This is a genomic window from Brucella sp. NBRC 12950, from assembly GCF_030268145.1.
In the GTDB taxonomy this organism is placed as follows: Bacteria; Pseudomonadota; Alphaproteobacteria; order Rhizobiales; family Rhizobiaceae; genus Brucella.
In genome coordinates this window covers 65,692-88,576 of the sequence record NZ_BSQC01000019.1, presented here as the reverse complement: position 1 = coordinate 88,576, position 22,885 = coordinate 65,692, and the positions used below count along the sequence as shown (strand labels likewise).

The following is a 22,885-nucleotide window of genomic DNA, read 5'->3' as shown; positions in this document are numbered from 1 at the left end:
GTTTCTCCGTGATATCAGGCCTTGTCGCGGACCTGATAGTCCTTGATCGTGGCAAAGCGGATCGCCTTCCAACGCTCGGCTTCGTAGTTGAGCGAGAAGCCATTCTGCGCGAGAAATACCGGATCATTGTCAAGATCGTGTGCGATATCAGCGCGATGCGAGGCGATGAAGCGGTCGAGTTCCGCCGGTTCATCCGCTGTGATCCAGCGGCAAATAGAGAAGCGCGACATTTCAAAGCCGACAGGCAGAGAATATTCGATCTTAAGACGTTCGGTCAGAACGTCGATCTGCAGCGCACCAACCACCCCGACAATTGCCGGTGAACCATCATCTGGCACGAAGAGCTGTACAACGCCTTCTTCTGCCATCTGCTGAAGCGCTTCACGCAGCTTCTTCGCCTTCATCGCATCATCAAGGCGGACGCGGCGCAGAATTTCCGGCGCGAAGTTCGGCACGCCACGGAACAGGATGTCTTCACCCTCGGTCAGCGTGTCACCGATGCGCAATGTGCCATGGTTCGGGATGCCAACCACATCGCCCGCGAATGCTTCGTCTGCGATCTGGCGGGAGCGTGCAAAGAAGAACTGTGGCGCAGACAGGCTCATCGGCTTGCCGGTACGCACCAGCTTGGCCTTCATGCCACGTGAAAGCTTGCCGGAGCAGACGCGCAGGAAGGCAATACGGTCGCGGTGGTTCGGGTCCATATTGGCCTGAATCTTGAACACGAAGCCGGTCATTTTGTCTTCGGTCGCACCAACCATGCGGCTATCTGCCTGCTGGTCGCGTGGGCTTGGGCCGAAGTCGCAGAAGGCTTCAATCAGATCGCGCACACCGTAATTTTTCAGTGCTGAACCGAAATAAACCGGTGTCATATGGCCTTCGCGGAAGGATGCGAGGTCAAACGGGCGGCAGACGCCGCGCGCAAGTTCGACGCTTTCAATCCATGCTTCACGTTCGTTTTCAGGCAGAAGCTTCGCTGCTTCTTCCGGTCCGCTGACCTTGGTGGGCTGCTCTTCGGCATCCTTCTGGCGCACAGTGTTGCTGTGCAGATCATAAGTGCCGGCAAAGCTTTTGCCCGAACCGATAGGCCAGGTGATCGGTGCTGTATCAAGCGCCAGCTTTTCTTCGATCTCATCAAGAATTTCGAGTGGATCGCGTGCTTCACGGTCCATCTTGTTGACGAAGGTCACGATTGGAATATCGCGCATACGGCAGACTTCAAATAGCTTCAGCGTCCGTGGCTCGATACCTTTTGCGGCGTCGATGACCATGACGGCAGAATCCACAGCGGTCAGCGTGCGATAAGTATCGTCTGCGAAGTCTTCGTGGCCCGGTGTATCGAGCAGGTTGAAGATGCAGTCCTTATACTCAAAGGTCATCACGGAAGTGACTACCGAGATACCGCGGTCGCGTTCGATGTTCATCCAGTCCGAGCGGGTCTGGATGCGATCCTTCTTGGCCTTCACTTCGCCGGCAAGCTGGATGGCGCCACCGAACAGCAGAAGCTTTTCGGTCAGCGTGGTTTTACCAGCATCCGGGTGCGCGATGATCGCGAAGGTACGGCGCTTTGAAACAGGATGATCAGCGGGCATGAAGAAACTCGTAATGGCGAAGTGATGGCTGCGCGAAACGCGCGCTGCGAAGATGTTGCGCTGCATCTAGCAGTCATTGGCCAAAATCTCAACAAGCCCGGTGTTTGAAATGAAAAAGCGGCGTGAGGCACGCCGCTTCGCAAATTTGCCGTTTTGGATTCTAGCGCTTGATGCCGAGGCCGAATGCAATGAACGACCAACCCTGGAAGATCAGATCGATTGCCAAAAACAGGCCCAGAATGAACAGGCTGTTGACCGGCCACTGCATTGCAATGACGAGACCTGCGAGAGCGGTGATAACGCCCGCTGCAACAATCCAGCCCCAGCCTGCTGCCGGCTTTGACTTGAAGCCCATCCAGATACGGAAGAAGCCGGAGCCCAGAAGAGCGGCTGCAAGCAGGAAGGTCAGCACCCCGGCGGCGAGAATTGGATTGACGAAGGCGACAATGCCTGCGGCTGCATAGAGCAAACCACTCAGCAGCCAGAAGAAGAAGCTGCCCCAGGTCTTCACGCCGAAGGCATGAATGATTTCGATGATCCCTGCGACCAGCATCATGATGCCGACATAGTAGACGGAGACGACTGTCGCGAGAACCAGATTGCCGAAAGCAATACCGCCGAGGATCAGCAGCGCGACGCCGAGAGCGACGAACCAGCCCCATTTTGATGAGACCTCGGTTGGAAGGGTAGGACGATTAAAGTCATTCTGTGCTGTTGCCATAAGATGTCCCTCAATTTTCATTCCCGATCAGCAATATAAGCCAAACTGAAGATTTGGCCAGAGATGGATCCGAGGCTTGAACTCGCCCAAAAATCTCCTGTTGGTGTAAGAGCCAGAACACGGTATGTCTTTGCAGTAAAAACTTTTTTTGGCTTAAAGTCAGTTTGATGTTTGATCTGGTTTCGCACTATTGGCCGCATATCCTGGCTGTTCTGTCGATCGTTCTGGGAGCGATTGCAGCTATCCACGCGACAATGACCAAGGATGAGGTGCGGACCGCGCTCGGCTGGGTTGGCGTGATTGTGCTTTCGCCAATCGTCGGTGCGGTTGTCTATGCACTGGCAGGTGTGAACCGTATCCGGCGTAGCACCCTCGGGCATCAGCGCGATAATATGGGCAATATTGCGCTCTATCATTTATCGCATTTCGACACGACCAATGATCTCGTGCGCGCGGCCTTCGGACGTCAGTTCGGAGCGATGAAAATTCTTGGCGACACTGTCAGCCTTTATGATTTTACCAGCGGCAACAGCATAGAAATGCTGGAAACCGGTGATGAAGCCTATGCAGCAATGCTGGATGCTATTGGCAAAGCTGAACGCAGCATCATGCTTGAAACCTATATTTTTGACCGTGATGCAATCGGCCAGCAATTTGCCGATGCGCTGGGTGATGCCGTCAAGCGTGGTGTCGAGGTTCGTGTATTGGTGGATGCTGTCGGCGCGCGCTATTCCATTCCCAGCATCGTTAATCTGCTGAAGGAAAATGGTGTGGCTGTTGATGTGTTCAACGGCAATATCATTATGGGTCTGCGTCTGCCTTATGCAAACCTGCGCACCCACCGTAAAATCCTGATCGTCGATGGCAAGCTGGCCTTTACCGGCGGCATGAATATTCGTGCAGGCTTTGTAAAAGCTATCGCTGGCGATGCGGTTGCATTTGACACGCATTTCCGCGTCGAAGGTCCGGCGATTGCCGATCTCTTCCATGTCGCATCGGAAGACTGGCGTTTTGCGACAGGCGAATTGCTGACCGGTGGCGCCTGGAGCATTGCAGCACCCAAAGATCCGCCGGGAACCGGCAAGCTCATCCGCGTGGTCGGCTCGGGGCCAGATAAGAACATTGAAACCAATCATCGCATGATGATGGGCGCCTTCTCGATTGCGCAGGAGCACATCCTGATCATGTCGCCTTATCTCCTGCCAGACCGCGAACTTATCAGTGCGCTGGTCACTGCTGCCCGGCGTGGTGTGTCGGTTGATGTGGTGGTTCCGGGGGTCAATAATCTCAAGCTGGTGGATCGCGCCATGCGCGCGCAATTCGATCAGTTGCTGAAAGGTGGCTGTCGTATCTGGCGGGCAGGGGGCGCGTTCAATCACTCCAAGCTGATGACGATTGACGGTGCGTGGTCCTATGTCGGCTCATCCAATCTTGACGCCCGTTCGCTGCGGTTAAATTTTGAGGTCGATCTCGAAATTCTGGATCGCGAGATTGCGCTGAAAGTCGAAGAACGTATCGGCAAGGTGATCGACAGCAGCCGGGAAGTGAACCTGACGCGTCTCAAAAACCGCCCGTTCTACGAACGCTTGATCGACCGTATCATCTGGCTCGGATCGCCTTATCTTTAAGGCTTCTTAGCTGCCTGAACTTGAGTTGCTGGTGAGTAGCGAAGGATTGAACTCTTCGAGGACCTGCGCTGCGGTTTTAAGATCAAGATGCGCCTTGATCGGAAGATGGTCAGAAGCCATACGCGCCAGCGGTGTGTTGTGAACCTCTACAGCCGTTACCAGATTATGCGGCGTTCCAAGAACGCGATCCAGCGCAAATACTGGAAAGCGGGATGGAAAGCTGGGCACTGCAGTTGATACATGGTTGAACACCGGCATGAGCGATGCCAGTGAGGATCGTTTACCAATACGCCATTCATTGAGGTCGCCGATCAGCAGCGTTGGCAGGCTGTCGGCTTCCTGCAATGCGGAAAGAATACTTTCCGCTTGCTGTTCGCGAGAGCGCTTCAAAAGCCCCAGATGTGCTGCGATCACGCGCAGAGGGCCGGATGCGAATTGCAGGTCGGCGACCAGTGCGCCGCGCGGCTCTACCCCTGGCAAAGCAAGCTGGCGCACATTGCGCACAACACCTTCGCGAAACAGCAGAACATTGCCGTGCCAGCCATGGCCTTTGGGCATTGTCGATGTGATCGGTACGGGAACAAGGCCGTGGCGGCGCTCAAGCAGCCCTAAGTCCAGCAGGCCGGATCGCTCGCCGAAACGCTTGTCTGCTTCCTGCAGAGCGATCACATCGGCATCGATTTCGCTGATAACGTCGGCTGTGCGCTGGGGATCGAAGATCTTGTCCACACCAATGCATTTATGGACATTGTAGGAGGCGATCACGATGTCGCCGTCTGCAACATTGGTATGCAGCGGTCGGAAGCCGGGCCGATTACGGATAGCCGTCAATATTTTTGTAGAAATTCGACCTGGTGTTTTCTTTTTCTTCACCCGCCGCTACCTCGTGCCGTTTTGGATATCCTTTTAAATAGGTCATTTTGCGGTTTGAACAGTAGTGTTGGATCACAGATTGCTGACAAGATTGTTTTCAGTTCAGCTCATCGCGTGATGAAACGGATTACCCGGTCAACAAGTCCAGTATAGGGTGGCTTGATCAGGTCCGTTGCTGCAGGCGTATATTTGGTCAGGACTGGCATGGCTTTCGAGAAGGTCAGGAAGCCATCTTTGCCGTGGTAATGCCCCATGCCGCTATGGCCAACGCCACCAAACGGCAGATTTCCGCATGCAAAATGATAGAGCGTGTCATTGATGCACACGCCGCCTGCAACGACCTGAGAAAGCACGGTCTCGATTTCAGCTGTGTTGTCGTTGAAGCAATAAAGCGCCAGCGGCCGCTCATGATTGAGAACATAAGCGATTGCCTCATCAATTGAGCGATAGCTTATAATCGGAAGCAGGGGGCCGAAAATCTCTTCGCGCATGATTGCGCTGGTCGGACCGGGCTCCAGAATTGCTGCGGGCGTCATCAGCCGTGGGTGGCTTTGTGAAGTCGGCGCATCTATCAGCGGAACGATTGCTTCGCTGTTATCCTCTGCATCGTGCAACAACGAGGACAGGCGCGCATATTGTGCATCATTGATGATCGTCGTGCGGTCGCTTTGCGCTGATCCCTCGCCATATCGCTTGCGAGTTTCTTCGCGCAGCAAGGTTACGAAGGCATCGCGTTTGCTTTGGTGGATCAGCACATAGTCAGGCGCGATGCAGGTTTGACCCGCGTTGAAATATTTGCCTGTAGCAATGGAGCTTGCGGCGCGTTTGAGACTGGCTCCTTCACCGATAATGGCAGGCGATTTGCCACCCAGTTCCAGAGTTACGGGTGTGAGGTTTTCGGCTGCCGCTTTCATGATTTTGCGACCAACGGCGGTCGAGCCGGTGAAGAACAGGTGGTCGAAAGGCAGCGATGAAAATTCAGTGGAAAGATGCGCATCGCCAAGTACCACCGTTGCCCGATCATCAGGAAAGACGTCGGCGATCAGTTTGCGCAGAAATTCTGATGTGTGTGGCGTATGCTCGGACGGTTTCAGAAAAACATGGTTGCCAGCGGCGACCGCTGCCACCAGCGGCGCCAGTGCAAGATTGACCGGGTAATTCCACGGCGAAATAATACCAACCACGCCAAGAGGTACAAAACGAAGCTCGGCCTTTGCGGGCCACAGTTTCCAGCCTGCGGTTCGGCGTTGTGGCTTCATCCTGCGTTTCAGGTGATGCAGCGCATGATCGATTTCGGCGAAAACAACGCTGGCTTCGCCCAACAAGGTTTCATGGGTCGAGCGATTGCCAAAGTCGGCATTGATGGCTTGTGCCATCTCCTCAAGACGCTCATGGAGAGTTCTACGCAGATTACGCAGGTCATCTATGCGTTGCTCATAGGCTGGTCGATCATCCAGCCAGCTTTGTCGCAAACGCTTTAATGTCGCCTGCAATTGGTATTGTGGCGAAGCAGGCTGATCAGCGCTCATAGGCAAAACTCTCTGTTGAGCGCGCGAAAAGGAACTGCGCCACATAATAGGTGGTGAGAACCCAGAGGCCCGCGAGCGGAATAGGCGTGTGAAAACGATTGAATGCGAGCAGCGTATCACTCACCATGAAGAAAATGCCGCCCGCAGCGGCAAGCCATGCGGCATAGCGTACCGCGGTGTCGGGGCTTGTCGAAAGCGCACGGCTAAAGGCCTGAGCCGCCATGATGCCAATTGCTGACGCATAAATGGCAACGGGGATTTTCATGGCTGACGGCAATTTGCCCCACAGACCCACAATGATCGAAATTGCGAGCACTGCAAAGATCAGGAAGGCGAGTTTGCTTTCTGCAAAGCGCGTCTTTCGGCACAGTGCATAGATGTAAATGCAATGAGTTATGAGAAAGCAAATCAGACCAGTGAGAAAATATTCACCGGGAAGCATCAGGAAAAAGTCGCCAGCGGCTGCAAATGCAAGCCCAAGCGCGATTGCAAATCCGTATGTTTTGGAGTTGAGACGAGGGGCGTTCAGAATTGCGAAAAGCAGAAGCAGTGTCGCGGTTGGTTTGGTTAGATAATGAACCCAGCGCCAGAACGGAATCTCCCCATTCTGGCTCAATACGCTGCTCAGGATTGCGCAGATCGCGCTCACTAGAAACAACCGATAAAACAGGCCGTTTCTACCAAAATCCAGCAAGCCCTTATGGCGCATTCTTCTCCCCTTTTGCTTCGTCCCAGGCTGATATGATTATTGTTTTTGAGCCTGTAAATCCGACTATTGTTTTGTCTGTTCTGCCTCACGCCGACGTTTGCGACCCAACCGTTCTGCGCGCGTAGAGAGTTCGGCATTGCCTTCAAGATCGGACTGCAGAATAAGCCCATGCTCGCGGAGCCAGCGGATCATCTCCCCAAACTCAAGGTCATAGGCAGGTTGCTCCATCTGATTTGTCCTTCAAATCGCAATTCTTGAATGAAGGATGCGCGGAGTTCTCGCATGTGGCAAGGCCCAAAGCTTTGCGAGATTACGAAGCCATTGTTCGTTAACCATTTATTAACCAATCACGCTCACTATGGCGTTATAGCTGTTGTCGTGACTGCGGATGTACCAGCACTGATGACAGCGTAAAAAAGGCCGGGCATTTTTCATTTTACGACTGTAGCCACGCGCGCGGCGTAGCCCCAATTCCTTACATGGACTGTGAAGTTGCCGAGCGGCTAGGTGCGTCCGACCTGTTGTTGCCCCAGTCGCGTGTCTTGTTGTCCGTCGACTGACATCCCGCTGCTGCCACAGCAATAAGCATTACAGCGATGAGGGAGAGTGTCTGCTTCTTCATATCTTCATTTCCTATGGTTTTCGAACTCAAGCGTTCGGGAAACCCACCCGTTGGGAAGGATGCCGGAAAGCTCGTCAGTTGGGTGAAAAGACTGCTGTTTCGAAATGCTCTATCGAAGAACAAATCGCTTCCATTCATGTGCCATATACGGCCATGATTTCATCCAAACCCACCCGATGCGTGGTCTATTTTGAAACCGTTGATTTTCAGTTTCATTCTGGTTTGGAGTAGCTCAGATCACGCTTATGTGTTTGCGCAATGAGATGTGATTTCGGTCTTTGCCGAACCGTTTGGTGCTTGGCTCAATGGTCAAACACAGGCAACAAAAAAGCCCGATTGCGCGGGCTTTTTGGGGTGCTTCTGGACCTTGGTAGTGGTCTGAAGACTTGGAAATGGTGCCAGAAGAGGACTTTAATTATGATTCTAACTGTATGAAATTTAACAATAATATTTCGAGTATTTTCTCTGATGCCATCAATAATGCCATCAAGTTGAGCGGATGGAATAATGTGGGCGCGTCACACTGATTTTTAACTGTGGAAAAGACAATTATCAACTGTCTCTCCGTGATCATGACTTTCCCCCGTAGTCCAGAATGATCTGGCTCCCACGGGCCATGGAGAGGACGATTCTAATGGATCGAAATTATAAAAAACAACACACACCTGCCCGTGAAATTGTGCAGCCATTAATCACGCTGGTCAATCTCGATAAATTTTGGATTGGCGTTGGCGCTGCAATCGAATGGATTGCCATGCGTGGCAAGCCAATGGCATTGGAGCAATATTACAAACGGGAAGATGAAGCCGCCCTGTCGCTTGTAACAACTTTGGCGGATATGCCTCCAGAACAAGCAGAAGCGAATGTCAGAGGTATGGATGAAAGCAAGCCAGGGCCATTGATCCCAATACCTAGCGGGATCTGGCCGCAAACGGCAACTTCAGATTCGAATGACAGTGGACAGCTTTACCGTTTGATCGGGACCGATGATCACGACGAATGGGATGCCGCTATTCTGAGCATCCAGTTGAGCGGCTATCGTAAAATTCAAGTTAGATCTGACTTCATAAAGGACAACTGGCCGGAAGATGGGGAAAAAACCACAGCCCCGTCGGCTGGACGCGTTGTGTCGCAGGCGCAACTTCGACGCCTTATCGAGAAGATTTTGCACGAAACTCCAATTGAATTGGCTCCGCTCACACAGAGGGAGATAATTGAGCTTGTTAAGCGCTGTATTCCAGGTGCCCCCCGGGACAGTATTCGCCGAATTTATCAAGAATTTGTGCCCAATCAAAAGCCAGGTCCACGCGGTCCGCGCAAGCCAGATCGCCAAAATATGATCAATGAATTGAGCGAAGAATTCATCGCCGCACAATTGCACAATTAGGATTCCACTCAAGTCTACGGCAGGCTCCACGCATTCCCCCGGAATTATCTGGGATTAAATGGAGCTAATGTAATGCAGGACTTTTCAACGCTTTCTATCGCGCAGACCGCTCGCTTTCTTGGGATTGGCCGCTCCACACTCTACAATCTGATCAAGGAAGGCCGTCTTCCAGTACGCAAACTTGGTAAGCGCACCCTTATTCTCCGTGACGACCTCGACCAGTTCGTTGCATCGCTGCCGGTCAAGGGCCCGCGCGATTAGGCCGTCTTTTCAGGGGCGGCACTTATCGCCCGTGGTAGCGAATAATGAAGCCCAGCAAACTAGGGCTTCAACTGTTTAGCGGAAACCTGCATGCGGAAAATCAAACAACGTAACGATGCTGTCAGTCCAAAAGTGATTGCCGAGCGTATGTTCGGTAAGACTGACGGCAAAAATATTGAACAGTTTCACAATGCTTATGCTGAAGCAAGCCAAGCGCGAGTACCATGCAAAGCTCTGAAACCAGCTGATGCGACTGGCTTCGTTACAGCCGCCGAGATTGCAGCAATTGGCGCTTCCGATACAGATACTAAACAAGAATTATCTTTGGCAGTTGAGCACGATTTATCGAACATTTCAGCGGTCAAACCGCGTAAACAAAAATCATACAGTGATAAGAACCCGTTTGAACGCCAGGTCAACGGCAAATGCGCACGTCTTATGACGGTCAAAGAGGTGGCGACCTATCTGAGCGTAAGTATTTCTAAAGTCTGGCGCTTAGGTAAATATGATATAGATTTTCCGAAGCCGGTTCACATCTCGGGATCAACACGGTGGGACCGACACGCAATTGATAACTACCTGGATCGTCTCCACAATACTGCGCATTCAGGTAAATAAGCATGTCGCGGCGCCACGATCCGACCAAAGCACGTCGTCATTGGGTGTATACCCGTGAACAGGTTTGTCAGAGCTTCGATGTTGGTGAAAGCACGATCACGAATTGGATCAAGCGTGGATTAACGCCAATTGACGAAAAACGCCCCCAGCTTTTTGCTGGATTTGAACTTCGTCGTTTTGTTACGATTACGCGCTGGCCATTTGGGCGCTCGCCCGAAGATGGTCGGGTATTCTGCTCATTTTGCAACAAGTTTATGGCACTGGTGCATGCATCAATAAATGCTCTTCCGAAGGGAATAACATGCTACGAGGTGACAGGAAATTGCTCTGATTGCCACAACATGCTACAAGCAAGCATTCGATCCAGCGTTCTGCCTGAGATTTACGCGGCATCTACCAATACCCCTAAGGACTCGTCCGACGTATTGTATGATGGGGTTCCCGGAAATATTGGGAGAAGCGGCTCGCCAGTCCCACCGGAAACTAACAGTTTCAATTTGCGCTGGCTTTACCATTATACGGTCTATCTTGAGAGCTACCAGAATTTAGATCTGCGAACGGTAGATGAACATCTGCGTTCTCTCGCCAGACTGAGCGCATTTCTCAATCATAAGCCTTTTGGCAAGATAGCAATTGACGATTGTCGCAAGTTCAAGGAAGAGCTACGCGGTCGTCGTCTTCTTATGGGGAGAGGCGCGCTAAGCAGCTCAACCGTTTCGCATACGCTGGACCGGTGCCGTGCATTCTTTGATTGGCTGCAACGGCAACCTGATGTCGAAATCCATCCAGATCTCGCGGGCTATTTCAGTCTTTCTCGGAGAGAGCGTGCCGTCGAAGCAAGCGCCGTAAAGGGGACCAGTCTAACTTTCGACCATGCTCTTTGCATTTTTACAGCCATGACCAGCGCGAATCCGGTCGAACTGCGCAATCGTGCAATTGTCGCGATGTTTATCGTAACGGGAATACGTATTGCGGCGCTGGTCACGCTGCGTGGTAAACACGTAAACATTCGTACCCGGTGGATCAATCAGGATCCACGAGAGGTGGACACGAAGCTCGGAAAGCACATAAGAACCTATTGCCTCGATCTTGGCTCGGGACTTCTTGAAGCTCTAGACGCATGGGCAGATTGGCGTGGATCGAATGGCTTCGATCATGATGCCCCTTTCTTTCTTCCGGACCGCTATATTCAACCGAACGCCCTTGGCTTTGGCTATCGAGGCAATCAAACCGAACCGGCGCAGTGCTGGAGATCGGAAGATTCTGTTCAGCGGATTCTCAAAGAAGCCGCTCAGTCAGCCGAAGTCTTGAGCGGTAACATCTCATCACATGACTTTCGAAAGGTACTGCACCCATTTTTAACCAAGCGTGGCAACATGACGATCAAAGATGAGGTCGCACTGCAACTCAACCTTGGCCATACGCCGCAGGAAATTATACGGAAACACTATTCGTCAATGCAGGACAGCGAACGGGAAGAAGTTCTTGATGATCTTTGTCGTCGAGCTCTGACAAATCGCTCCGAACTTGACCTCTATCTTGCCTTCGAGCGGAAAGAAATTGCGGAATCAGATCCTGATTTTCGACGAGCAAAAGAAATTTATAATCGTAACGCAGGCACACTAGTTAACGCAGATGATTAATCCGTAGGGTTCGCCGGCAGCGTATCTGCTCAGAAGTGCTGGCATGGCCTTTTTCGGTGGAACTCTTCGCCAGTGTGTGTTCTCAATCAGGCTTCTGTTCTTAATTATCTGATTGAGCTGGCAAGATGGTTGATATTGACGCTTTAATGCGCGCACTGCCTATTTCATCGCTTGAGCCCTACCATGTGGCTTCAATTCGTGGCGTCGGTAATCCGCTTAAAAAATCGCCTTGGGATCGGAACATTGATTTCCTTGAACCACCCGCCGGGCAAAGACTTCCTTATATTCATCCGCTTGATGCATTGGAAAAGCTACTAGGCAGCCAGGAAGAAACTCACGACGAATGGCTTGAAAAGGCACAATTGTTTGAGCGTGAACTGAAGCTGGAGATCACGTCGAACAAATGGGCTCGATTCTACCATCATCTCGAGCCGGATATGCAAGAAGCAATACCCGTGCCTGATTTTCTGGCATGGCTCAGAAATAAGTCGATTGTTAGCAGCAAGATTACGGATCTTTTTGAACAGGCCAACGCCGGCGCGATCAAAACGCCAATGTTTACAGGCCCTGACAACATAGGTAACCCTTGGTCTCTCGAAACCTTGCCCGATCTTCCACCGGCCAAAGCCATGATAGAATTTGTTCCAGGGCCTTCATGGGATAACGAATACGATAGCGCTGGCAAAAACACAGTGTATGAACCGTTTTTGCTTTGGCGAACGGCAATACGACCAGTGGCACAAGCACTGGAACAAGAGCTGGGCGAGCCTGTCTATCGCTTTGCCAACCTAGAACTTGACTACGACGATGATGACGTACATCGATTTCTGGTACTTCACTGGTGTTTCACCTTGCGACCTGATGCGCTGTTTACGCAGTATATCATCCGAGTAACCGGCGCTAGGGATGTCGAAGAATTGAAAGCCGCACTGATCGATCCAGCTAGCTACAAACAGCCATTTAAAATGAATTATTCATTTTCTGGATTGGAAGCACGCACTTTAATATTTGATATCGGCGGTTGAGAAATTGGCGGTCTCGTTGTTAAGGTGGATGGCTAGCGCACTGACGGTTTTTTTGATAGGGTTAGACGTTAGAATACCTAGTCATCACCACTCATAATTACTATTCTCTAGAGATGAGTAATAAAAATGCTGATGAAGGCCTTGAGCTAACACGATTCATTCTAGTCTGGTCGAGTCTTAGCCCGGTATTTGTACTGTGGGCCATTCGCGGCGTCGATGCGATCCAAGACAAATATTGGATCCCGATCTGTGTGGCACTGTTTATGCTCCCGACAGCGATCTTATGGTGGTTATTGAGACAAGCTCGCAAGACTGAAAACACAAAGACAATTCATATCGCATCGGCAAAAGATCAACGGGAACATCTGCTTACGTATTTGTTTGCAATGCTGATTCCGCTGTTTGATGCAAACACAGATGGCATCCGCGATCTGACCGCAGTTTCCCTGGCGTTCATTTTTGTCATATTCCTCTTCTGGCACATGCGACTTCATTACATGAACCTGTTGTTCGCGATATGGGGGTACCGGATATTCACCGTAGAGGCGAAAATCGGTACTACGGAGAAGGACCGCAAACGCAACCGCTTCGTCACGTATGCGGTCATCTCGCGCAGGCATTTTATTCCCAACGACGATGCTCTCACCGGCTACCGCCTCGGTGGACGTGTACTATTCGATAAGGCCGCAAATGATTGAGAACGATATTGATATCGGAAACATTGATTCCGTTAACTTCGGCATTGCACTGCGCAGCAATGGAAATCTTTATTTCGTGCCGACAGACGCGGGATTGAAAGGCGCCTTAAAAGAAATGATCGCGAGCACCGTCGCTGCGCTCAACGCTGTGCCAAGCGATTGGCAGGCCTATGACATCTCCGAAGATTATGGGCAGCGGCGGCGCGTCTACTGCAATCGTGACAACGAATACATGGCCGTCTTCTCAACGCTATTTGATGCAGGCGCGCTCGATGATCTGGCGAACCTACCGGACCACGTGAATGATATCGAATATTACTTCGCCGAAATCACCGACAATCAGAATCGCAGAATGGTTGGCGTGAGAAAGGCGACACAGTTCAAAGGAACGGTGAAAGCGAAGAACCGATTGGTCCGCATGACAGATGACACGCTGTCGATCATCGAAGATACCGTGTTCAAGCTCGACAACGAGTTCGATGTGCTGATTACGGATGCAAACGTCTACATCTTGAACGACAGACAGATGCAGCAAGTTGCGAACATTACATCGCTCGTTGCGGCTACCGCCAAAGACAAGATTCAGGCTATCGAGAATACGATAACCTTTCTCGATCTATCGCGGGTCAAGGAGGATATCGAAAAGCATCCGAGGGTCGCGCGGTATGCAGCCTCAGTCTCGCAAAACCCTTTGATTGCGAATTTCCAGCGCGCGAAAATAGAAACGCTCGCCCAGCAGCATGGGATCGTTTTCAAGGAACTTGAAAGCGGCAAGCTTCAGTGCCGCGTTCAGGACGAGGCGAAGCTCATGGAACTGCTGGATGCGCGGCGCTATCATCTAGACTTGGCTGATAACGGCGGCGACCCATATAGGGCGACAGGCAGACAGAAGGTCTAGCGGCCGCCAGCCACGCAAGTCAAGTCTGAGCCGAAAGGGCTGTTAATACACCCAGTTCTCATAGGCCAGTGGCTCATTATTCAGCAAATCCCGGCATGATCGCCACTTGGGCATATATTGATCCATCAGTGACCGGAAATGTTCGTTGTGATGGCGTTCATGAAGATGCACCAGCTCGTGGACGAGAATGTATTCCAAGCATTCAGGGGATTTCTTGGCTAATTCCAGGTTCAACAAAATGCGCTTTTCTGAAATGCTGCAACTACCCCATTTCGTTTTCATTTTTTGAATGCGCCAGCCGTTCACTTCCTTCCCGATCACAGGTTGCCACTTCTCCAAAAGAGCAGACACCTGCTGCCTAAGGTGCCCACGATACCAATCGGACATGATCTTTGCTCGGGCTTCTTTGAGCGTGCCGGGTCGAACGGAAAGTAATATCTTTGAGTTGTTTTTCAGCTTCACGGAGGGCTTTCCCGACCGTTCGGACACCTCTAATATATAACGTCGCCCCTGGAAGTAATGGCTCTCGCCTGCAACGAATTTCCGTTCAGATTGCCGGGGTTGTCGCTCAAACTCCGCTTGTTTGCGCTTGATCCAGCCGAGCCGAGAAATGACTGCTAGGCGCACGTTTTCATTGGTGGTTTGCAATGGAACTGCAACTCTCACCATCCCGTCCGGCGGATAGACTGCCAGGTGAAGGTTTTTGATTTTCTTCCGAACGATCTCAACGGATAGCCCGGATACTTCGAGGAACCGGCTATCTGTACTCATATTGGTTCTTTACGAGCTCGACAATTTTTTCGATACGCTCATCGTCGCCAATAGCTTTGTAAATAGCGCCCGCGAGTTCGCGTTCCTTCTGAGGGTTGCCAATCCAGTCGGCTTTTTTGGCTGTTCTGATTGCCGTATCCACCTTGGTTACCCATAGCTCGTCGGCCACAAAATTGTCATACAGCGCCTTTTTCGCAGACGTGTCCACTGATGTTGGATAGGTCTTCGGATCAATCCCTCCTGGGTTGAGGACCTGCACCGATAACTCTTTCACACGCAGCAGGTACTCTTTGTAATCCAAAGCCTGCTTTCGCCGCTCTTCAATCAAAGCGTCTAGAAGCTCTGACATTTTTTCGTAATATTTGGGGTTCACATCCTTTTCATCGATAATAACCTTACGCATGTTATTCTCGATGGTTTCCGCCATAGATTCCTCGCTTTTCATCATCGCGAGCGGCGTATCTTGAAGGGAAGCATTGCCCCGTTTCACGATAAGTTCGATCAGGCCCAACTCTTCGAAATCGGCTATAACCTTACTATCTTCGGCCTTGATGTAAGTATCCAACAGGTGGCGCATCGCTGGCTCGTAAAGCTTCATGTCGATGTAATCGCCACTCGCCAGCTTGATTTCTTCCCGCACCTTACTGAAGTGCTCGACTTCCTGCTTAATTCGCGAGGCTTCCGCCGCATTGTATCCTGCATCCTCAAGTTCATTGGCAAGGTTAGCATAGGCGCGGAGCAGGCTGGCTACGGCTTTATACAAGGCAATTCGTCGTGCCTCAAAATCTTGAAGCTGCCCAGGCGATGCCGGATCACCGCAGAAATAATGGCGATATTCGTTTTGTCCTCTTGGCTCGAGGACAGGCTCACAGATCGCCTTAACGGTTTCTCTCGCCTCTTCCAGCCGGTCGTGGCCTTTTTCCAAGCGATCTCCAAGAAGGCCTTTGACGTCTGCTTCGTCATATCCATCGAATGCACCGCTGGTGTAATCACTGATCGCACCCTCTAGGCGGTGGAACAGGTCTTTGTAATCGACGATATATCCGTATTCTTTATCCTCTCCGTCGAGCCGGTTGACGCGGCAAATCGCCTGAAAAAGCCCATGATCGCGCATTTCCTTGTCGATATAGAGATAGGTCGCCGATGGCGCATCAAAACCGGTGAGTAGCTTGTCCACCACGATGAGCAATCGCATTTGCCCCGGCTCTTTGATGAACTTCCTTTTCACCTGCTTCTCGAATTCCTCGGCCATGTACATGGCTTCGTCTTCCGGCTTCTCGAAATACTCGGCAAGCATCCGGCGATAGATTGCATACTGATTGAGTTTTTCGGTGAGGCCTGCACCACTGTCCTGCCCCTTGATATCAGCGGGTGACGGCTGATAGCTGGTAATGATCGCGCATTTTCCGGCCAAATCGGTTTTCGAAAAGAGATCGTAGACTTTGCACGCCTGATAGATGCTGCTGCAAACGAGCATGGCATTGCCGCGCCCATCCATCAAGCGCGGCTTAGTTTCCATGTCCATCAGAATGTCGTTGACAATCTGTTCCAGCCGATCCTGGCTGGATAGCACCTTCTTCAATGTGCCCCATTTCAGCTTGAGCTGAGCGCGGGCCATGTCTGAAAGGCCTTTGGTCTTCGCCTCAAACCATTTGTCGATCTTTTCCTGAGATGAAACGTATTGGTCAATGTCTCGAGCTTCATATCGAAGATCGAGTACCACGCCATCCTCAACGGCTTCGTCAAATTTGTAGGTATGTATGAAGGTGCCGAAAACCTCGATGCTCTTCTTCTTGTCCACTTTCAGGAGTGGCGTGCCTGTGAAGCCGATAAATGTTGCATCGGGCAGAATTAGCCGCATTGCATCGTGTAGCTTGCCGGATTGGGTTCGGTGGCATTCATCAACAAAGACGAAAATCTCGCCTTTCGCCGTAAAACCAGCTGGCAGGCTGGCCTTCAATTCCTTGATAAAGTCTTCGGTGGCCTTTGTTTCCTCTTCTTCGCCCTGCCGACCGAACTTATGGATCAGAGAGCAGACCAGCCATTCGGTCGAGTTGTTCAACGTGGCAATGAGGTCTTCGCCGTTCTTTGTGCGATAAATCTTCTCGTCAACGCCGGAGAACACGCCTTCGATCTGCTCATCCAGCTCCGTTCTGTCAGTGATGACAAGAACGCGGGAATCCTTGACGTTCTCGCGTATCCATTTGGCCAACCAGACCATGGTCAAGCTTTTGCCTGAGCCTTGGGTATGCCAGATAATACCGCTCTTTCGATCCCGAACATGATCATGTGCTGCCGACACACCAAAATACTGGTTGTGACGGCAGGTCTTCTTGGTGCCGGTATCGAACACGACGAAGTCGTGAATGATTTCCAGAAAACGTCGCTTCTCGCATATGCGGCTGAGATGGAAATCCAGCATGTAGCCGTAGGGGTTTTCGCCGTCTTCCTTCCACTGGTAATAGTGTTTTTCAGTGGTTCCGACGGTGCCGTATCTGAGCCCCTCGGTGTCGTTTCCGGCCATGGTAAGCTGCATGGTCGTGAAGAAATTGCGGATGAAGGCCTTTTTCTGATTGTCGAGGTTCTGACGAATACCCTCGGTCACGGAAACGCTGGAGCGTTTCAGTTCTATCACCCCCAAGGCAATGCCGTTTACGTACAGAACAACGTCTGGGCGCTTCTTGTTCGCGCCGCTGACACATACCTCTTCGGCGATGGCAAAATCGTTGTTTTCAGGATTTTCCCAGTCGATTAAATAGACCGTCTGGTTTTGCTCACCGGCGCCTTCCTTGACCTTCACACCGTAGCGCAGAAGGCGGTAGACATCCTTGTTGGCATCATAGAGGTGGCGACCATCACCAAGGGCGGCTGCATTCTGTAGCTCACGAAATACGCGGGTGATCAGAACATCACTGACGCCGCGACCGCGCAGCCAATCGCCCAGAATGTCTTTCTCGACATTGCTATTGTCGGGGCGATCTATCCAATTGCCAAGATAGCGATATCCCAGTTGCTCGCGGAACAGTTTAACAATTCTGTTCTGCGTCGCGCGCTCGATCTGCCCCACATCGCTCATAGCTCCCCCTAACTCTTAAATAACTTAAAGCTCACCGAATAACGGTAAAATTCAATATTGCTGGTCACGCGCAGCGCCCGGCGCAGACGCAAATCATCTTCCAAGGCGATAATTGCCCCGCGCACGCCTTGATTTGGTTCTGCGATGTCATCCAGAACATAGCCCATATAGCGTTGAATCTGGCCGACCACGGCATCGCTCGCGCGGCCCTTCTTCAGCTCGACCACCAGATATTCGGTCTTGTCCTTGCTGAGCGCCAGAATATCGATGTTGCCTGTATCCGTCGGATATTGCTGGCCGACGACTTCACCCTCGTCCTCAACGAGGTCAAAGCGCTTGCCCAACTCGGTCTGGGCCCAGTTTTGTACAAGGAAGTCTTCGAGATGCTTTTCAAGCGCGAACACAGACGGGTCTTCAACCAACTCATCCGTTGAAATCAGCGTTGGCAGGGCATTCCCGGCAAGCAGGCTTTCAATTTCTGCCCCATGCTTGGAGATATTGCTGACGGTGCCAATTGAGCCCGCCGAATTTACCAAGGCCTGGCTGAGTTCGCTGCGGTCGATGGTCTTCGGATACCAGCGCACCTGACGGCGATGGGGCAAAATCGCACCCGGTACATACGTGTAATCCCCAACGACCTCACCTGCCCAGTAGGTTCCTGTTCCGGTCGGACAGAGGACGAAATCACCGATCTTGATGCCCTTGCAGATCGTGTGGAGCATGCCGCAGGCCAGACCGGCAGCCACCTTGCTCTTGCCCGGATTGCGCTCCAGAAAGACCGGATTGTACATCTTGTTAAAGTCGCGCCAGTTCTCGGGCAGCGTGCTGCTCAGGTCAAAATCCATACCCCAATCGCCGCCAATGAACTGCCCCTCATGGCATTCCTTGGCGTGGACGTTTTTGCGACCCAGCATGATCCGGTAATAGCTGCGGGTGATCGTCATACCAAGCGCGTCCTCCCCGTCAGTAATTCTTGCATCATGCCTTGCTTGATAGCTTTCGTTTTGGTGAGTTTTTCCTCAAGAAGGTGAAGCTCTTTGTCCATGCATGAGATCACTTTCACGATCTCGACTTGTTCATCAAATGGCGGGACCGGAATGCTCACGCTTTTCAGGCTGTTCTTAGAAAGACCGTAAACCTTTAGGCCCGTGGCAAGCGTATCAAATGCACGCTTGATAGCCGGAATTGAATGAAGATAGCCGCGAAAACCATTCGCGTAGCGCTTTTCCGTATCTCTCAGCAGAAACGTGTGGAGCCCGGAAACGACCCGTCTAGTGCCGACGTTTGAGATTTCAATACTCTTACCAATACCTTCATAGTCCTCTGACGCATCAGCCATCACGACATCGCCGTCAGCAATAAAGGCCGGATTTCGCAGTTTGTTGCGGTCAATCTTTGGAAGTGTTTGTCGTTCCAAATCGAGATTGAAATGAAGCTTTGTATGAATGTCTCCGTAATGGATGTATTCTACGTCCCCATCTTCATTGAGGTCTGCACGAGAGTTGTTTGCCGTCGACAAAAAGGCAAACGTATCGCCATATTTTCGGACGTCCCAATCTTCCGGGATTTCACCGAGTTCGCTTTGTTTCGTGCCTTTGCCTTCGCCAAAACCCGGCAGCCGTTTTTTGCCGGTGAGGAGTTGCTGCATCGTCGCGGTCTTGATGTCGCGCTTCTTCTCGATCAGCTTCTCCAGCGAGTCGATCAGCGTATCCACATCCGACAGGGCGGCGGCGATGGCCTTTTGCTCTGATCTGGAAGGAAATGGGATGGTGAAGTTTCGAAGACCACCTAAAGAAATGTTCGGTCTAGCCGCATCCACCTGCATACCTAATATTCGATCAATGCATTGAGGGGAATTCAGATAGCTAGCTATATAGCGAGCATCATAGAATTCTCCGACACGAAAAATGGCGACCGCTTGATTAATATTTGCTTCTCCAATTTCCTGTCTAATCTGGCAGGACCTACCTATAGAAGCGCCCACCAAATTTATAAGTATATCTCCGTTTTTCAGTTTTGAACGTGATAGTTTTTCATGAAATTCAAGGGGAAGGTACTTTGGTTTCTTAATATCTAAGTACCCATTTCGCACGTTCTCACTGGTAACAAACAACATTCCGCTATTTGTGTAACTGAATCCCTGCCAATTGGGTGAGGCACCTTTTGCTATGATTGTTGTTATTTCTTCTCCTCTTAAAATATCCCAATCTTCGGGGATTTCACCGACTTCGGTCTGCTTATATCCAGCCTTTACCATGCCAGCCCCATCTTCTTGAGGTGGCCTTCAACAAGGCTCGCGTATTTCTGGACGTCTCTGTTCAACGCGGGCAGAGTTTCGGCATAGCGCTCCTCCAGCGTTTTGACGCGGCCTGCCAATTGCTGCGTCATCCGCTCGATCTCCTCGCCAATCCGTGCTTCAACGGTTCCGAACCATTTGTCGTGAACGACGATGGCTTTCAGCTCATCCTCTGAGAGGGTCGGGATTTTTTTGAAGACCAATTCGTCCAGTTTCAACTTTGCCGCCTTGACAGCCTTCTTCGCGGAATCCTCGCTGGTGATAAGCGCAAGGCATTTCTTCAGCGCCGCCAGCTCGTCGGCGTCGTTGGTTTCCTTAATCCGGTCTTTCACGCCCTTCTGCCCGATTGCGCCTTTCTCATTCTTGGCGTTCTCAATCAGGCCGTCTTCGCCGGTATTTTCCTCGATGAAGCTTTCCAACTCCTGCACCGCGCTATCGTGTTTGGCCTGAAGGGCATCTAGCGCCGCTTGCTTGTCCGCGAAAAATTTCGCGATGATCAGCGCAGGCGGGACGATGTCGCTGCGATAGCGCTTCTTGGTTTGGGCTGAGCCGAATTCGAAATCATGCTCTTCGGTGTATTTTGGCTTGCCGTTTTTGTCCTTGATCGGAAACAGAAGGCGGACAGTCTTGGCGATTTTCCAGTCATCCTGGACGATCATGTGCACGTCATCCTGCATGACCTCATCCCAATAGGTCATCAGGATTTGATAGATGTCGTATTTGCTGAGCAGCGGCGCGCCGTCAAACTGGGCCAGCAAGTCTTCGGAAATGTCGAAGATCAGCTCTTTGGGTTTGTCGCCGATCTTGATCCCGGCCAGTTGATCCTGGTGCTTCGCTTTCCAATTGTGGAAGCGCTTCAGCGATGAATTCTTAAAAGCGTCAAATTCAGCATGGCCAAGGATTGTTGCCTTGATCGCGCGTGATTCAACCAAAGCCTTCGCATAACCGGGGCGTGCGCCATCGGCAAACAGGGTTTTGCGTAGTGATGGGAAGACATCCCAATACGCCTTCAGCGCTTCAATATCACGGTCCGGGATGCCGCCATTCAAATGCGCGTCCAGATCATGGATGTCCTCGGTTTCACTGGCATCGATGTAGCGGGGGATATTTAGGTTGAAGTCGTTCTTTTTGGCAATCTCGTCATAGGGAACGAGGCGCGAATACCGATCCACCACGAGCTGACGGTTGAAGACGTCCACGATCTTGTGAATGTCCTGCGCGCGAAGACGGTTCTTATTCCCGTCTTTGACGAAGCCCCTGCTGGCATCAATCATGAAGATCGGGCGCTCTCGTCCTGCCGCCTTCTTATCGATCACGATAATACAAGCGGGGATACCGGTGCCGTAAAAGAGGTTGGCAGGCAATCCGATGATGCCCCTGATATAGCCCTGGCGAATGAGATTGCGACGTATATCCGCCTCTGCATTGCCACGGAACAAAACACCATGTGGCAAAATCACTGCGCCCTTACCGGTGCTTTTCAGAGATTTGATGATATGCAGCAAAAAGGCGTAATCACCATTTTTCTCGGGCGGCTGCCCGTACTCAAAGCGTTCAAACTCGTCATCTGACGGCGTAAAGCCATTGCTCCAGGACTTGAGCGAGAATGGCGGGTTAGCGACAGCAAAATCGAAGGTGCGCAGCTTGCCGTTTTTATCCCGCCAGTGCGGCGCGGACAGGGTGTCGTCCTGCCAGAGTTCATCAGAGTCGCTCCCGTGGAGGACCATATTCATCCGTGCAAGAGCGACAGTTGCTTGTTCTTTTTCCTGCCCATAAAGAGAAAGGCCATTCGGCGCTTCATCATTGACCTTTAGGAGCAGCGAGCCAGAACCGCATGTGGGATCGTATACCGTTGCGTCTCTCTTGGTATCCTTGTTGATACCAATGACTTTAGCCAGAATCCGAGACACTTCGGCAGGCGTATAGAACTGGCCTTTACTCTTGCCCGATTCCGTTGCGAAATGGCGCATCAGATATTCGTAAGCATCACCGAGCAGGTCATCACCATCGGCGCGGTTCTTGCCAAAGTCGAGGTTCTCGAAGATGCCGACGAGCTTGGTCAACGTATCGACCATGGCTTTGCCTTTGCCCAGCCGGTCTTCGTTGTTGAAATCATTATCTGGGTTGGATAGCCAAGCCATATCGTTGGCCCGAGCAAACTCGCCAATGATGGTATTCATTTTGTCGCCAATATCTTTTTGCCCTTTCAGGGCAACCATATCGGCGAAAGAGCCTCCTGGAGGCACAACGATAGCGCCGTATTTTTGTTTGGCGTATTTGTCCGAAACATATTTTACGAAGAGCAGGGTGAGGATGTAGTTCTTGTACTGGGAGGCATCCATGCCACCACGCAACTCATCACAGCTCGCCCACAGTGAAGAATATAGTTCGGACTTCTTAATTGCCATTTACGTCATGCTTTCAATCATTACAGTGCAGAGACTTATCACGCGTGTCTCAGCAGAATATGCAGCCCGGCATACGTTGATTAACGCTCTTTTATGGAGCTGATAGTTTCAGAATGTCAGAATTTGACGA

20 protein-coding genes are annotated in these 22,885 nt (G+C 51.4%); 8 read left to right on the top strand and 12 right to left on the bottom strand.

The window, feature by feature from the left end; translation table 11 throughout:
- Positions 1–14 precede the first annotated feature (14 nt).
- The gene (locus QSJ70_RS24560; RefSeq protein WP_007876460.1) at positions 15–1,592 is read right to left on the bottom strand and encodes a peptide chain release factor 3; all 1,578 of its coding nucleotides are present in this window, start codon (positions 1,590–1,592) and stop codon (positions 15–17) included.
- A gap of 160 nt (positions 1,593–1,752) precedes the next feature.
- Complete coding sequence (locus QSJ70_RS24555) at positions 1,753–2,313, bottom strand: HdeD family acid-resistance protein (RefSeq protein ID WP_064322452.1); 561 nt, start codon at positions 2,311–2,313, stop codon at positions 1,753–1,755.
- 167 nt (positions 2,314–2,480) lie between these two features.
- Between QSJ70_RS24555 and cls the strand changes: the two genes are divergently transcribed.
- Positions 2,481–3,941, top strand: coding sequence for a cardiolipin synthase (cls, locus tag QSJ70_RS24550; protein WP_285540450.1), 1,461 nt, complete (start codon positions 2,481–2,483; stop codon positions 3,939–3,941).
- Between the two features lie 6 nt (positions 3,942–3,947).
- On the opposite strand, the gene QSJ70_RS24545 is transcribed toward cls, so the two are convergent.
- From QSJ70_RS24545 to QSJ70_RS24525, 5 genes are all read right to left on the bottom strand, one after another.
- Entirely contained in the window at positions 3,948–4,814 is an 867-nt protein-coding gene (locus QSJ70_RS24545) for an endonuclease/exonuclease/phosphatase family protein (RefSeq protein ID WP_113160183.1), read from the bottom strand.
- Positions 4,815–4,921: 107 nt separating this feature from the next.
- Positions 4,922–6,343, bottom strand: a complete 1,422-nt coding sequence (locus QSJ70_RS24540; RefSeq protein WP_285540448.1) for a coniferyl aldehyde dehydrogenase — start codon at positions 6,341–6,343, stop codon at positions 4,922–4,924.
- On the bottom strand, positions 6,333–7,052 hold the full coding sequence (locus QSJ70_RS24535) for a lysoplasmalogenase (RefSeq protein WP_007876454.1): 720 nt from the start codon (positions 7,050–7,052) through the stop codon (positions 6,333–6,335). The genes QSJ70_RS24540 and QSJ70_RS24535 overlap by 11 nt, the downstream gene beginning before the upstream one ends.
- Positions 7,053–7,115: 63 nt before the next feature.
- Positions 7,116–7,280: a hypothetical protein gene (locus tag QSJ70_RS24530; protein ID WP_153222983.1), complete on the bottom strand. Its 165-nt coding sequence runs from the start codon at positions 7,278–7,280 to the stop codon at positions 7,116–7,118.
- Between the two features lie 247 nt (positions 7,281–7,527).
- The gene (locus QSJ70_RS24525; RefSeq protein WP_153222981.1) at positions 7,528–7,674 is read right to left on the bottom strand and encodes a hypothetical protein; all 147 of its coding nucleotides are present in this window, start codon (positions 7,672–7,674) and stop codon (positions 7,528–7,530) included.
- 634 nt (positions 7,675–8,308) lie between these two features.
- Here QSJ70_RS24525 and QSJ70_RS24520 point away from each other — a divergent pair.
- The 7 genes from QSJ70_RS24520 (at position 8,309) to QSJ70_RS24490 (ending at position 14,204) form a co-directional block, all read left to right on the top strand.
- On the top strand, positions 8,309–9,061 hold the full coding sequence (locus QSJ70_RS24520) for a hypothetical protein (protein ID WP_285540444.1): 753 nt from the start codon (positions 8,309–8,311) through the stop codon (positions 9,059–9,061).
- Positions 9,062–9,133: 72 nt separating this feature from the next.
- Positions 9,134–9,322 carry a helix-turn-helix domain-containing protein gene (locus tag QSJ70_RS24515; RefSeq protein ID WP_111786123.1) on the top strand — a complete coding sequence of 63 codons (189 nt, stop codon included), beginning with the start codon at positions 9,134–9,136 and terminating at the stop codon, positions 9,320–9,322.
- A gap of 90 nt (positions 9,323–9,412) precedes the next feature.
- Positions 9,413–9,940, top strand: coding sequence for a helix-turn-helix transcriptional regulator (locus QSJ70_RS24510; RefSeq protein WP_285540439.1), 528 nt, complete (start codon positions 9,413–9,415; stop codon positions 9,938–9,940).
- A 2-nt stretch (positions 9,941–9,942) separates the two neighbouring features.
- Complete coding sequence (locus tag QSJ70_RS24505; RefSeq protein WP_285540437.1) at positions 9,943–11,583, top strand: tyrosine-type recombinase/integrase; 1,641 nt, start codon at positions 9,943–9,945, stop codon at positions 11,581–11,583.
- A 125-nt stretch (positions 11,584–11,708) separates the two neighbouring features.
- A complete protein-coding gene (locus QSJ70_RS24500; protein ID WP_285540435.1) occupies positions 11,709–12,608 on the top strand; it encodes a hypothetical protein in 900 nt (299 codons plus the stop codon).
- Between the two features lie 113 nt (positions 12,609–12,721).
- Positions 12,722–13,306: a KwaA family protein gene (locus QSJ70_RS24495; protein WP_285540433.1), complete on the top strand. Its 585-nt coding sequence runs from the start codon at positions 12,722–12,724 to the stop codon at positions 13,304–13,306.
- Positions 13,299–14,204 (top strand): Kiwa anti-phage protein KwaB-like domain-containing protein, encoded by a 906-nt coding sequence (locus QSJ70_RS24490; RefSeq protein ID WP_285540431.1) that lies wholly within the window; start codon positions 13,299–13,301, stop codon positions 14,202–14,204. The genes QSJ70_RS24495 and QSJ70_RS24490 overlap by 8 nt, the downstream gene beginning before the upstream one ends.
- Before the next feature lie 42 nt (positions 14,205–14,246).
- On the opposite strand, the gene QSJ70_RS24485 is transcribed toward QSJ70_RS24490, so the two are convergent.
- The 5 genes from QSJ70_RS24485 to QSJ70_RS24465 are packed head-to-tail and all read right to left on the bottom strand — an operon-like array spanning position 14,247 to position 22,755.
- Entirely contained in the window at positions 14,247–14,975 is a 729-nt protein-coding gene (locus tag QSJ70_RS24485) for a M48 family metallopeptidase (RefSeq protein ID WP_285540429.1), read from the bottom strand.
- Positions 14,962–18,051 carry a type I restriction endonuclease subunit R gene (locus QSJ70_RS24480; RefSeq protein ID WP_285540428.1) on the bottom strand — a complete coding sequence of 1,030 codons (3,090 nt, stop codon included), beginning with the start codon at positions 18,049–18,051 and terminating at the stop codon, positions 14,962–14,964. Before QSJ70_RS24480 ends, QSJ70_RS24485 begins: the two co-directional genes overlap by 14 nt.
- Positions 18,052–18,059: 8 nt before the next feature.
- Entirely contained in the window at positions 18,060–18,995 is a 936-nt protein-coding gene (locus QSJ70_RS24475) for an endonuclease NucS domain-containing protein (protein ID WP_285540427.1), read from the bottom strand.
- Positions 18,992–20,308, bottom strand: coding sequence for a restriction endonuclease subunit S (locus QSJ70_RS24470; RefSeq protein ID WP_285540426.1), 1,317 nt, complete (start codon positions 20,306–20,308; stop codon positions 18,992–18,994). Before QSJ70_RS24470 ends, QSJ70_RS24475 begins: the two co-directional genes overlap by 4 nt.
- On the bottom strand, positions 20,302–22,755 hold the full coding sequence (locus QSJ70_RS24465; protein ID WP_285540425.1) for a type I restriction-modification system subunit M: 2,454 nt from the start codon (positions 22,753–22,755) through the stop codon (positions 20,302–20,304). Before QSJ70_RS24465 ends, QSJ70_RS24470 begins: the two co-directional genes overlap by 7 nt.
- Between the last annotated feature and the right edge of the window lie 130 nt (positions 22,756–22,885).